14 protein-coding genes are annotated in these 12,500 nt (G+C 59.7%); 13 read left to right on the top strand and 1 reads right to left on the bottom strand.

All coding sequences use genetic code 11. The annotated features are described in order from the left end of the window. The first annotated feature begins 261 nt into the window (after positions 1–261). The 5 genes from AAEO81_RS11180 (at position 262) to AAEO81_RS11160 (ending at position 5,750) form a co-directional block, all read left to right on the top strand. The gene (locus AAEO81_RS11180; protein WP_166594913.1) at positions 262–1,410 is read left to right on the top strand and encodes an FAD-dependent monooxygenase; all 1,149 of its coding nucleotides are present in this window, start codon (positions 262–264) and stop codon (positions 1,408–1,410) included. Then, positions 1,407–2,225, top strand: a complete 819-nt coding sequence (locus AAEO81_RS11175) for an alpha/beta hydrolase (protein ID WP_341963674.1) — start codon at positions 1,407–1,409, stop codon at positions 2,223–2,225. The genes AAEO81_RS11180 and AAEO81_RS11175 overlap by 4 nt, the downstream gene beginning before the upstream one ends. Positions 2,226–2,393: 168 nt before the next feature. Continuing rightward, complete coding sequence (locus AAEO81_RS11170; protein WP_341963672.1) at positions 2,394–3,041, top strand: N-carbamoylsarcosine amidohydrolase; 648 nt, start codon at positions 2,394–2,396, stop codon at positions 3,039–3,041. Positions 3,042–3,203: 162 nt separating this feature from the next. Continuing rightward, positions 3,204–4,517 carry an MFS transporter gene (locus tag AAEO81_RS11165; protein WP_166594910.1) on the top strand — a complete coding sequence of 438 codons (1,314 nt, stop codon included), beginning with the start codon at positions 3,204–3,206 and terminating at the stop codon, positions 4,515–4,517. 156 nt (positions 4,518–4,673) lie between these two features. Then, complete coding sequence (locus AAEO81_RS11160) at positions 4,674–5,750, top strand: nucleoside hydrolase (protein ID WP_341964519.1); 1,077 nt, start codon at positions 4,674–4,676, stop codon at positions 5,748–5,750. Positions 5,751–5,935: 185 nt separating this feature from the next. Here AAEO81_RS11160 and AAEO81_RS11155 read toward each other — a convergent pair whose 3' ends face one another. Next, on the bottom strand, positions 5,936–6,898 hold the full coding sequence (locus AAEO81_RS11155) for an aldo/keto reductase (RefSeq protein WP_341963670.1): 963 nt from the start codon (positions 6,896–6,898) through the stop codon (positions 5,936–5,938). A 145-nt stretch (positions 6,899–7,043) separates the two neighbouring features. Here AAEO81_RS11155 and AAEO81_RS11150 point away from each other — a divergent pair, with 145 nt between their 5' ends. The 8 genes from AAEO81_RS11150 to AAEO81_RS11115 all read left to right on the top strand — a co-directional run bounded on the left by AAEO81_RS11150 (position 7,044) and on the right by AAEO81_RS11115 (position 12,409). Then, on the top strand, positions 7,044–7,379 hold the full coding sequence (locus AAEO81_RS11150; RefSeq protein ID WP_341963667.1) for a hypothetical protein: 336 nt from the start codon (positions 7,044–7,046) through the stop codon (positions 7,377–7,379). A 198-nt stretch (positions 7,380–7,577) separates the two neighbouring features. Then, entirely contained in the window at positions 7,578–8,150 is a 573-nt protein-coding gene (locus tag AAEO81_RS11145; protein WP_341963665.1) for a TetR/AcrR family transcriptional regulator, read from the top strand. Positions 8,151–8,213: 63 nt separating this feature from the next. Next, positions 8,214–9,077: an SDR family NAD(P)-dependent oxidoreductase gene (locus AAEO81_RS11140; protein WP_341963663.1), complete on the top strand. Its 864-nt coding sequence runs from the start codon at positions 8,214–8,216 to the stop codon at positions 9,075–9,077. Positions 9,078–9,304: 227 nt separating this feature from the next. After that, positions 9,305–10,279 carry a hypothetical protein gene (locus AAEO81_RS11135; RefSeq protein WP_341963661.1) on the top strand — a complete coding sequence of 325 codons (975 nt, stop codon included), beginning with the start codon at positions 9,305–9,307 and terminating at the stop codon, positions 10,277–10,279. Further along, positions 10,269–10,655, top strand: coding sequence for a hypothetical protein (locus AAEO81_RS11130; RefSeq protein ID WP_341963659.1), 387 nt, complete (start codon positions 10,269–10,271; stop codon positions 10,653–10,655). The genes AAEO81_RS11135 and AAEO81_RS11130 overlap by 11 nt, the downstream gene beginning before the upstream one ends. Before the next feature lie 104 nt (positions 10,656–10,759). After that, complete coding sequence (locus tag AAEO81_RS11125; RefSeq protein ID WP_341963657.1) at positions 10,760–10,930, top strand: hypothetical protein; 171 nt, start codon at positions 10,760–10,762, stop codon at positions 10,928–10,930. A 76-nt stretch (positions 10,931–11,006) separates the two neighbouring features. Then, entirely contained in the window at positions 11,007–12,044 is a 1,038-nt protein-coding gene (locus AAEO81_RS11120) for a hypothetical protein (protein ID WP_341963655.1), read from the top strand. Beyond that, complete coding sequence (locus AAEO81_RS11115) at positions 12,041–12,409, top strand: hypothetical protein (RefSeq protein WP_341963653.1); 369 nt, start codon at positions 12,041–12,043, stop codon at positions 12,407–12,409. The genes AAEO81_RS11120 and AAEO81_RS11115 overlap by 4 nt, the downstream gene beginning before the upstream one ends. The last annotated feature ends 91 nt before the right edge of the window (positions 12,410–12,500 follow it).

Below are 12,500 nucleotides of genomic sequence, written 5' to 3'. Positions count from 1 at the left end.
TACACACTAATTAAAAGCGATAAGACATCAAATGAGTGCAGTCTGCAATAGACACGCCAAATCGTTACCCATGTACACAAACCCCGTAATTGCTGGGTTACAAACAGTGACATGCCTGTTTGCGACGTCGCATGAGATTTTTTGAAATAGCTATTCACATTTTAAAAATTGAGCGTATACACTTTAAAAACGCAATACGGCGACCATCATCAATCGCCTGTCACTCATCCAGGATTCACGAAACACGAAGGAAAGCGCGCCATGCCTATTACGCAAAAAATCGCCATCGTCGGAGCCGGTCTGGGTGGGGCAGCCGCCGCCACTCTGCTGCAACAAGCAGGCTTTCACGTCGATGTTTATGAGCAAGCGCCGGAGTTTTCCCGCATTGGTGCGGGGATTCATATGGGCCCGAACATCATGAAGATTTTCCGCCGCATGGGCATCGAGCAGCCGCTGAGCGACATGGGTTCGCACCCGGATTTCTGGTTCAGCCGGGATGGCGCCACCGGCGACTACCTGTCGCGCATCGCACTGGGTGAATTCTCACGCAAGGAATATGGCGCGGCCTACATCACCGTGCACCGTGGTGACTTGCACGCGTTGCAGATGTCGACCCTGGCACCGGGCAGCGTGCATTTCAGCAAATGCCTGACCACCCTTGAAGAGCGCGACAACGGCGTGCGTCTGAACTTCGCCGACGGCACCCATGCCGATGCCGACATCGTGATCGGTGCCGACGGCATCAACTCGAAAATCCGCGAAGAATTGCTGGGTCATGAAAAACCGCTGTACAGCGGCTGGGTCGCTCACCGCGCGTTGATCCGCAGCGACGTGTTGACCAAATACAACCTGGACTTCGAGAACTGCGTGAAATGGTGGAGCGAGGACCGTCACATGATGGTCTATCACACCACCGGCAAACGCGACGAGTACTACTACGTCACCGGCGTGCCCCACCCTGCGTGGGAATTTGACGGCAACTTCGTCGACAGCAGCCAGGCCGAAATGTACGAAGCCTTCGCTGGCTATCACCCCACCGTGCAGGCGCTGATCGAGTCCACCGAGAGCGTCACCAAGTGGCCGCTGCTCAATCGCAATCCGCTGCCGCTGTGGAGTCGTGGGCGCCTGGTGTTGCTGGGCGATGCCTGCCATCCGATGAAGCCGCACATGGCCCAAGGCGCGGGCATGGCGATTGAAGACGCCGCGATGCTGACCCGTTGCCTGCAAGAAACCGGTGTGAGCGACTACCGCACCGCCTTCGAACTCTACGAAGCCAACCGCAAGGAACGCGCCTCTCGCGTACAGGCCGTGTCCAACGCCAACACTTGGCTTCGCACGCAAGAAGACCCGGCCTGGGTCTACGGTTACGACCTCTATGGTCAGGAACTGAAATCGGGGGTGATCGCGTGAGCACGTTCATTCACGGTGGCAACGTCCAGGCCAACGGCATTCGTCAGCATTACCTGCGCTACGGCGGCACGAAACACGCGGGCAAACCCGCGCTGATCCTGATTCCGGGCATCACCAGTCCGGCAATCACCTGGGGCTTCGTCGCGGAACGCTTCGGTCAGTCGTTCGACACCTACGTGCTGGACGCCCGCGGTCGCGGTTTATCGTCCACCGGTCCCGACCTGGATTACAGCGTCGACACCTGCGCCGACGACATCAGCGCCTTTGCCGCCGCGATGGGCATCGACAGCTATCACTTGGTGGGGCATTCCATGGGGGCGCGTTTTGCGGTGCGGGCGTCGGTGCGCAACCCGAAAGGCCTGAAAAGCCTGGTGCTGATCGACCCGCCGGTGTCAGGTCCGGGGCGTCGCGAATACCCGTCGAAACTGCCGTGGTACGTCGACTCGATCCGCCAGTCGCAACTCGGCATGACCGCCGACGACATGCGCGCCTTCTGCGCGACCTGGACCGACGAGCAATTGCAGCTCCGTGCGGAATGGCTGCACACCTGCTACGAACCGGCCATCGTCCGCGCCTTCAACGATTTCCATGACGAGGACTTCCACCAGGACCTGCCGAACCTGCCGGTCCCTGCCCTGCTCCTTGTCGCGACGCGCGGCGGCGTGATTCAGGCAGAAGACGAGGCCGAAATCCGACAGCTGCAACCGACGATTCAGATTGCACGGGTGGAAGACGCCGGGCACATGATCCCGTGGGACAATCTGCCGGGGTTCTTTGCGGCGTTTGGGGATTTTCTGGGTGCGCCATTGGCTTAGCGCCATGCGCCCCCTCTGTAGGAGTGAGCTTGCTCGCGATTGAGATTTGTCAGGCACCGTTGAAGCGACTGATTCAACGCATCGCGAGCAAGCTCACTCCTACAGGATCTGTATCAGACTTCAGACCGGATGCCACTTTTCGAAGCCGTGCTTCCCAAGGAGAACATAATGACTGAACACCAAAGCGCCGACGCCAACTACCAGGGCGTCTGGGGCAATCGCATCGGCTTCGGGCAGAAACCCGCCTTGCTGATGATCGACTTCATGCAGGGCTACACCCAGCCCGGCGCACCGCTGTTTGCGCCCGGCGTGGTCAGCGCCGTGGCCGAGAGCGTAGAGCTGCTGGCCAGTGCGCGGCAGCACGGCATCCCGGTGGTGCACACCAACATCCGCTACCACCCGACGCATTTCGCCGACGGCGGCATGTGGGTGAAAAAAGCGCCGGTGATGAAAGACATGGTCGAGGGCAACCCCCTCGCGGCCTTCTGCCAAGAGGTCCTGCCGTTGCCCGAGGAAGTGGTGATCAGCAAGCAATACGCCAGCTCGTTTTTCGGCACCTCGCTGGCATCGATGCTGCACGCTCAAGGCATCGACACCGTGGTGCTGGCCGGTTGCTCCACCAGCGGCTGCATCCGCGCCACCGCCGTGGACGCCGTGCAGCACGGGTTCAGGACCATCGTCGTGCGCGAATGCGTCGGCGACCGCCATCCCGATCCCCACGAAGCCAACCTGTTCGACATCGACAGCAAGTACGGCGACGTCGTCAGCAAACACGCGGCGATGGAGCAGTTTCGAGCTACACGCCGGGAGCTATGAGCTACAAGCTAGAAGCTAGAAGCTAGAAGCTAGAAGCTAGAAGCTAGAAGCTAGAAGCTAGAGCTTAAGCGCGACGCAACCTTGCTCTTCTCTTGCAGCTTGAAGCTTGAAGCTTGCAGCTTGCCCCTTGCCGCTCGCAACTAACGACGCCAGGAGACACCCATGCCCTCTGCGAATGTAGAAACCGCCGCGACAGACGCTGCGGACCCGATCAAAGCGCTGTACCACAAGATCACCTGGAAGCTCATTCCGTTCCTGTGTTTCTGCTACCTGGCTGCCTACCTGGACCGCATCAACATTGGCTTTGCCAAATTGCAGATGCTTGACCAACTGCACTTCAGCGAAACTGCGTTCGGCCTCGGCGCCGGGCTGTTTTTCGTCGGCTATATCCTCTTTGAAGTGCCGAGCAATCTGGTGCTGGAGAAAGTCGGGGCGAAGATCTGGATCGCCCGGATCATGATCACCTGGGGCGCGCTGTCGGTGTGCACCCTGTTCGTCAGCACCCCGATGCAGTTTTATGTCCTGCGTTTCTTCCTCGGTGCCGCCGAGGCCGGCTTTTTGCCAGGGGTGCTGTTCTACCTGACCACGTGGTTCCCGACCTACCGTCGCGGCCGCATCATTGCGCTGTTCATGATCGGCCTGCCGCTGTCCAGCGTCATCGGCGGCCCGCTGTCGGGCTGGATCATGGGGCATTTTGATCAGTCTGCCGGGCTGCGCGGCTGGCAGTGGCTGTTCCTGATCGAAGGCATCCCGAGCATGTTGCTCGGCGTGCTGACCTTCTGGGCCTTGCCGAACGGCCCGAAAGACGCCAAATGGCTGAACACCACTGAGCAGGCATTGCTCGAAGGCGAACTGCGTCTGGACGATGCCGAGGGCAAGGACAGCAAGCACAGCTTCCGTGACGGCTTCTTCAACCTGAAAGTGTGGATGCTCGGCGGTATCGACTTCTCGATCCTCCTCAGCGCGTACGCCATGGGTTTCTGGATGCCGACCTTCATCAAGAACGCCGGGGTCACCGACACCTTTCACATCGGCGTGTTGACGGCACTGCCCAGCGTTGCGGCGCTGATCGGCATGCTGATGATCGGTGCCAGTTCCGACCGCCGCCGTGAGCGTCGCTGGCACATCATCGTGCCGTTCTGGATCGGCGCCGTGGCCATGGCCGCCAGCCCGTTCTTTACCCATAACGTCGTTGCGACGGTGGTGCTGTTCGCGATTGCCTCGGCAGCGATCATCGGCGCGGTGCCGGTGTTCTTCAGCCTGCCCGCGACCTTCCTCAAAGGCCGCGCTGCCGCGACAGGCTTTGCGCTGGCCTGCTCGCTGGCGAACATCGCGGGACTGGTGAGCAACTCGATGATGGGCATCGCCATCGACGTCACCGGCAGCAGCGCGGGGGCGTTGTGGTTCTTTGCCGGGTGCCTGATTCTCAGCAGCTTATTGGTGGTGGCATTGCCAGCGAAGTTGGTGAATCGATAGAAAGCGGCGCCCCATTCCACCTGTGGGACCGAACTCATTCGGGATAGCGATTGATCAGACGAAAGAGATGGAGCGTTTGATCGACCGCCTCGCGAATAAATTCGCTCCCACAAGGTCAGCGCTCGTCAGCCATGTCGTATTCAAAAGGAAAACATGATGCAGGCATTCCTCAAACGCTGTGCCCTGGCCCTGACTCTGGGGCTCTCCGCGACCTCGCTGCAAGCCGCCGAAAAAGTCATCTTCGATACCGATTTCAACGTGCTCAACGACGACGGTCAGGCCTTCATCATGCTGGCGCAGCTGCACGCGCAGAAGCGTATCGACCTGCTGGGCATGACGCTGGTCAGCGGCAACGCCTGGGTCGATCAGGAACAGGTCGATGCCCTCAAGGCCGTCGAGCGCATGGGGGTGGAAAAGGAGATCGGCGTGTACTCAGGCGCGGCCTACCCGCTGCTTCACGACTTCGCCACCTATGAACAGGAAAAGGCCCTGTTCGGCGCAGGCTGGCCGGGGGCGTTCAAACACCCTCGCCCGATCTCGGCCTCAGAATTGATCGCGCCGCCGGACGGTCTGGCGACCCACACAAAACTGCGCCAAGAATCCGCAGCCCAGTTCATCGTCGACAGTGTGAAGAAGAACCCCCATGAAGTGACGATTCTCGCCGTCGGCCCACTGACGAACATCGCCCTGGCGATTCGCAGCGCGCCGGAGATCGTGCCGCTGATCAAACGCATCGTGTACATGGGCGGCGCCTTCGAAATCCCTGGCAATACAACGCCTGCGGCGGAGTTCAACTGGTGGTTCGATCCGGAGGCCGCGAAGATCGTCCTGCGCTCACCCATTGAACACGTGATCTTTCCGAACGACGTGTGCGAAAAGGTCACCTTCAATGCGTCGGTGTACCAGCGCATCGTCAGTAAAAGCGGTGTGATCCCGGACCTGTACAAAACCGTGCTTGGCCCTGAGTTCACCAAGGACCCGAACTACAACAGCTTCACGTGGGACAGCCTGCCCGCGCTGTATCTGGTGCACCCGGACCTGGTGACCGAGTCGAAAGATGAGTGGATCGACATCGACACCCATTTTGGCCCCGACTATGGCCGCTCGTTGGGCTACAAAAAAGGCGCGCCTGCGGGAACGCAAAAGGCCAAGGTGGTGTACGCCGTGGACCAGCCGAAGTTCTGGGATGAATACGTGAACCTGGTGACGCTGCCTGCGCCGGTGAAGCATTAAGGCACTCACTGTCGTCGTAACCTCCAAAACTCCACACCAAGTGAGACGTCGATCCAACCTGTGGGAGACGCCGGAGGTTACGACGGCAGCGAAGGCGTTTTTCAAGTGCAGCATCGGTTTGTGAACCGACGCTTTCGCCCAGCGCGCCCTACCCTGTCGTAACCGCCTGAAGCTCAGAGGGATTTTCACCCCACCAGCGCAATCAACTGCTGCCGCTGCGCATCGGTCAACAACGGCCCCATCGCCGCGCCCGCGTTGTCCTTCATGTACTTGGGATTGCCCGTCCCCGGAATGGCGCAGGTGACGGCGGGGTGGGAGATCAGAAACTTCAGCGCCAGTTGCGCCCAACTGGTCGCCTGCACTTCCCCCGCCCAGCCGGGCAGCGGCTTGTCTTTCAGACGCCCGAGCAACCCACCCCCGCCAAACGGTCGATTGCAGATGACCGCCACTCCACGCTCGCGACACAAGGGCAACAGCCGCGCCTCCACCGCCCGGTCGTCCAGCGCGTAATTGATCTGCAGAAAATCCAGCTGCTCAGCCTTGAGCACCGCTTCCACTTCGTCATAGGCCGACGAGGTGTAGTGGGTGATGCCGATGTAGCGAATGCGGCCTTGCTCTTTCCACTCACGCAAGGTCGGCAGGTGGGTTTTCCAGTCCAGCAGGTTGTGGATTTGCATCAGGTCGATACGGTCGGTCTGCAACAGGCGAAAGGAATCCTCCATCTGCGCGATGCCCTCCCGCTTCCCACGGGTCCACACCTTGGTGGCGAGAAACGCCGGGGAACGCGGCTGATGAATCGACAGCAGTTCGCCCGTGGTTTGCTCGGCCCGGCCGTACATGGGGGAACTGTCGATCACCGTGCCCCCGGCCATGAACAGCTCATCAAGGACGTGGGGCAGTGCCTTGTATTCATTACTCCCTGGCGCAACGTCGAAGCCGCGATACGTGCCGACGCCGATCATCGGCAGGGCTTCGCCACTGGAAGGAATGTTTCGGGTGAGCATCTTGCGACCTCCTTGAGTGCCAGGCGTTGTCGCCTGTGAGGATGAAGCGGCGCCAGCGGCGGCCGAGTCGAACACCAGCGCCGCTGAAACCCCTGCCGCGAGGGTCAGCAAGCGCCTGCGGGTGAACAGCGTTGAATGAGTCATGGCCAGCCCCTCGATCGGACATTGATTGATCGACCGGCAAGGTCGGCGTCGGTTCAATGGCCATTTCGTCTGGCGGGACAGGTTCGGGGGAACGCAGCCCGTCCGTTGCGCGTCACACAATAAGCACTGACCCTGGAGCCCCGACATGAAGACAGTGATCACTCTGCAAGAAGTCGTTGAAGCAGACCTGCGGCCCTACAAGGAAGTCTGGCTGACATCAGCGCAGGCGCTGGCGGAAAGCGGGCATAAAGAAGACGAACTATGCCTCTGGCGTTCCGAACTGGCCTTCACCCACGACATGATGAGCGAAGGCTGCCACGACCAGAACATGCACGGTGTCTGGCTGGTGGTCGACGACATCGACAATCCCGAAGAAGTGCTTGAGGTCGAAAACGACGTGCGCCAGCGGCTGCAGGATCTGGGGCTTCAAGGCGAGTTCTACCCGGCGGAAGTGGGCGATGGGCATGCGTTTGCGCGGTGACCGATGTGCCCACAGAGCAACCGGGGTATATCCGACACGTCCCCGCCGCCTGATCTTTTTCGCGAATGAATTCGCTCCCACAGGTCGTGCGCAATCGATAGGAGCTGTGCCATCCGTCAGGGCAGTCAGATGCCACTTGCAGAGAAACATGTCTGCACGTATAAATGAGCGCCTACTCACTCATTACATGATGTTTCCATGGCCCGCCCGAAAAGCGAAGACAAGCGCAACGCCCTGATCGATTCTGCCCTGCGGGTGTTCGCCGAGCAGGGACTGGGGGCGCCGACGTCAAAAATCGCCAAAGGCGCGGGGGTGGCCGAGGGGACGCTGTTCAATTATTTCGAGACCAAGGACGACCTGCTCAACCAGGTCTATCTGGAACTCAAAGCCCAACTGCGCGACGCGATGATCCCCGGTTATCCCAAGGACAAGGACGTCAAATCCCGCCTGCACCACGCCTGGCACACCTACGTTGGCTGGGGCGCGGCAAACGCTGAAAAACGCAAGGCCATGGCGTTGCTGATGATGTCTGATCGCATCACCGACACCACCCGCGTCGCAGGCAGCGAGGCCTTCAACGACATCAGCGCCCTGCTCCACGAAGGCTCGTCGTGCAACGCCTTTCGCGACCAACCTCCGGCTTTCGCCGCGGCGATCATGCGGTCGCTGGCCGACACCACCATGGATTTCATGAGCAATGAGCCCGAGCACGCCGAGCGTTACTGCGAAGCAGGTTTTGTGGCGTTCTGGAATGCAATTGCAAGAGACTGATTTTTTTTGCTGATAAATGAGTGATTACTTACTCACAATCTTACCCGCTACAGGAGAGACACCATGTCCAACGTCTGGTTGATTACCGGAAGCGCCGCCGGTCTGGGTCGCAACATTGCAGAAGCCGTCCTGGCCTCCGGCGACCGGCTGCTTGCCGCCGCCCGCAACATTCAACGCCTCGATGATCTGGTGGAGCGTTATCCGTCGCAGATCCTGCCCTTTGAGCTGGATGTCACTGACTCTGCTGCTGCGAAGGCCGCCGTGCAGGCTGCGGTGGATAAATTCGGGCGTTTGGACGTGCTGGTCAACAACGCCGGTTTCGGCCACATGCTGCCCTTCGAACAAACCGAAGAGGCCGCCTTCCGCACCGAATTCGAGACCAACTTCTTCGGCGTGGTGAACCTCTGCCGCGCTGCGGTCCCGGTGATGCGTGAACAAGGCGCGGGACGCATCATTCAAATCTCGTCGGTGGGCGGCCGTCTGGCGACACCGGGCATGACCGCGTACCAATCCGCGAAATGGGCCGTTGGCGGTTTCTCCGACGTTCTGGCGACCGAAGTCAAACCGCTGGGGATTCACGTCACCACGCTGGAGCCGGGCGGCATGCGCACCCACTGGGCGGTGCGTGCACGAGGTCATGACACGCCAGTGATGCCCGCCTACGAGGCCAGCGTCGGCATGATGTTCGGCGTGTTGCGCAAAATCGCGGGCAACGAAAACGCCGATCCGGACCGCGTCGCGCAGGTCGTGCTCAAGGTGGCGGCACATCCGCAACCGCCGCTTCGACTGTTGCTGGGCAGCGACGCGCTCAAATACCTGACGCCCGTTGAAGCCGACCGCGCCGACACCGCTGAGCGCTGGAAATCCATCAGCACGTCGGTAGACGTCGACGCCAGCGGTCCCGTGCCGCCGTTGCCACAACACTAAGGGCACTGCCATGAACGTCTTGATGTTCGGCGCCACTGGCAGGGTGGGCCAACGCGTACTGCGCGAGTGTCCGGTGGAGTCCTGAAGGAATCATCAAGGACAGCCCCGTGTAGGGGCTTTCCGAAAATCCTGTAGTCAGGCCGTTTTTGGCGGGTGGGCTGATGACACGTGCCGAATCGCGTCTTTATTGTCGCCTCCTCATTTCGCTGAAACAGGAGGCTACTCCCGTGTCGAGACCCTACGCGTTCGTGAACGAACGCCCCCAGTCCTACCACTACCTGCGCGATCACCTGCTCGCCATCCCCCTCGGCGCTCGCCCGAAGTTTGATCAACTCAATCCGTACCTTAACAACATCGTCGTCATGCCCGGAGAGGTCGTGATCGTGGGCGACGGCCCTGCACACATGTGTACCCCTGAAGAGACGCAACTGATGCAACTGGCGCAGGACGTGCGCATGTCCATGATCGGCACCTCGGGCACCGAACGGGGCGTCATGGTCCAGAACTTCGACATGCTCCAAAGCATCATGTCCTATGGCTCGATCGGGATCGGCGCCAGCACCGGGGCGTGGAACAAGCACCTCAGGGAAGTTGAGAGCACGCTCAAGGAAATCGAAGCCCTGCATCAGCGGTGGAGATCCGGGGCATTGACCAATGACCAGTTCTTTACTCAACGCCGTACGTTGTTCGCCCGGATGGAGACCCACTTGAAAGGCATCGGGCGGTTCGGGACCGGGCTGAATAACCAGGGGAAGATGAAGCGCATTCTTGGGATTTCGAGCAAGAGCTATCTGCACACTGGCGAGATTGCAGAGTATGCGAAGAATGTCAGAGGCGTTTCCAAGGCGGCCAGTGCGATGAGCAAAGGGACCTACGTCGGTATTGCACTGGATGTTGGCGCGGGGGCGTTGGAGATCAACGAGGCTTGTTCGACTGGGCGGGAAGAGGAATGCAGCAGGGCCAAGTATGTGGAGACTGGGAAAGCAGGTGTAGGCATCATCGGATCATTGATTGGAGGAAGTGCCGGAGCGTCAGGCGCGGCTTCGATCTGCATCGGGCTTGGGGCCCCTTCGGCCGGAACGATTCCAGTGGCCTGCGCCCTGGTGGGGGGTGTGATGTTGGCATGGGGTGGAGGAACGCTGGGCTCCATGGGTGGAGGAAAGATCACCACCGTTTTGTATGAAACCACCCATGACCGTTGACCGCGCGCTCGATCTAGCCATTGCGTTCACCTCTCTCGTCTTCTTCATTCACGGGTTAGCGCTGTTATGGGTGGCGCTATTCAGGCTTGAACAGATAGAACAGGCGCTGGAGAACAGCAAGTTCTGTAGGGACGCTAAACGTCGGGGGAAAAACGCAGGCTTGGTGGGGCTTCAGTACCGGGTGGCCATGGCCTCCGCCGTAGTCATATTCGTCAAACTCTATGCAAAGCGTGGATTGGTTGATCCAGAAGATGTAAGGCGCATGCCTAAATCCCTTAGGCGCTGGGCAACGATTCCTCTCGTGAATGGATCAATTCTGATGCTGGTGCTATTCGTACTGCTGGTGCTTGCCGGCGATATAGACCTCTCCCTGTAGCACCACGCCTTGCCGACGGTGGCTATCCGATCGACGCCACCGTCAGCATTGCCCCCTCTTACTTCTTCAACGCATCAAACGCCTCAAGCGCGTGCATCGAGTAGATGTACGCCGTCGTCATGGCCCCGTTGCTCACCCTGATGCGCAGACTATGGCCGAACGTCGTGCTGACCAGCGAAACCCTGGGTCAGGCCATGCTCAACAGCGTGCGTCGAGGGGCCGAAAAGCCGGTGCTGGAAGCGCGGGACATCAATGCGTTGGCGGGACAGCCCTGAAGAAAGCCCGAAGGACAGCCCCGTGTAGGGGCTTTCCGAAAATCCTGTAGTCAGGCCGTTTTTGGCGGGTGGGTTGATGACACTTGCCGAATCGCGTCTTTATTGTCGCCTCCTCATTTCGCTGAAACAGGAGGCTGCTCCCGTGTCGAAACCTTACGCGTTCGTGAACGAACGGCCCCAGTCCTACCACTACCTGCGCGATCACCTGCTCGCCATCCCCCTCGGCGCTCGCCCGAAGTTCGATCAACTCAATCCGTACCTAAACAACATCGTCGTCATGCCCGGCGAAGTCGTGATCGTGGGCGACGGCCCTGCACACCTGTGTACGCCTGAAGAGACGCAACTGATGCAACTGGCGCAGGACGTGCGCATGTCCATGATCGGCACCTCGGGCACCGAAAGAGGCGTCATGGTCCAGAACTTCGACATGCTCCAAAGCATCATGTCCTATGGCTCGATCGGGATCGGCGCCAGCACCGGGGCGTGGAACAAGCACCTCAGGGGAGTTGAGAGCACGCTCAAGGAAATCGAAGCCCTGCATCAGCGGTGGAGATCCGGGGCACTGAGCAATGATCCGTTTTTCGCGCAACGCCGGACGTTGTTCGCCCGGATGGAGACCCACTTGAAAGGCATCGGGCGATTCGGGACTGGGCTGAATAACCAAGGAAAGATGAAGCGCATTCTTGGGATTTTAAGCAAGAGCTATTTGCATACTGGCGAGATCGCAGACTATGCAAAGAATGTCAGAGGCGTTTCCAAAATGGCGGGGGCGATGAGCAAGGGAGCTTACGTTGGTATAGCGCTGGATGTCGGCGCAGGGGCGTTGGAAATCAAAGAGGCTTGTTCGGCTGGGCGGGAAGAGGAATGCAGCAGGGCTAAGTACGTGGAGGGCGGAAAAGCGGCAGTAGGTATTGGGCTAGCGACAGTGGGCGCTACGGCTGGGCTCTACTTGGCAGGGGCTTTTTGCATTGCGATAGGAATACCAACCGGAGGCATGGGGACATTGGCATGTGCCGTAATAGGAGGTTCTGTAGGGGCATACGCAGGTGGCCAGGCAGGGTCATACTTCGGCGAACAGGCTGGGGAAAAACTGTTTGAGCACATCGAACGATGACCCCCGACAATTCTGCTTGGATCGCCGTTTCTATTAGCGCACTGACACTGCTCAATTTGGCGTTTCTGATGTACTCGGCCTATTGGAAGCTCCCGCTTGCCGAGCGGCATTTGGCGGATAGCCTTATGGTTTCGAGCACGAAGTCAGTCTGGAAAGGTAACGGCCCCGTTGCACGATTGAACAGGCTGAGCGCTATAGCGCTGGTCTTCACAATGCAAGGTTTGCTTGAAAGGCGAGGCTTGGTGCAGCGCGACATCGTTAATGGTGTGCCGTTGAGCCTGCGTATCTGGACAGCGGGCCCCATCTTGAGCAGTTGTCTGATGCTCGTGACCGCCGTTGGTTACTGGATGTTGGAGCAGATCTGAAAGTAGCAGTCCGGCTTGTCGGCGGTGGCGGTTTGAATGGCGCCACCGCCGGCAAGCCGGACGGCTACGAAACGATTACGCTTTCATCGAC

The organism is Pseudomonas sp. RC10, assembly GCF_038397775.1.
Lineage (GTDB): Bacteria > Pseudomonadota > Gammaproteobacteria > Pseudomonadales > Pseudomonadaceae > Aquipseudomonas > Aquipseudomonas bambusae.
This window is presented reverse-complemented; position numbering and strand designations above follow the sequence as displayed.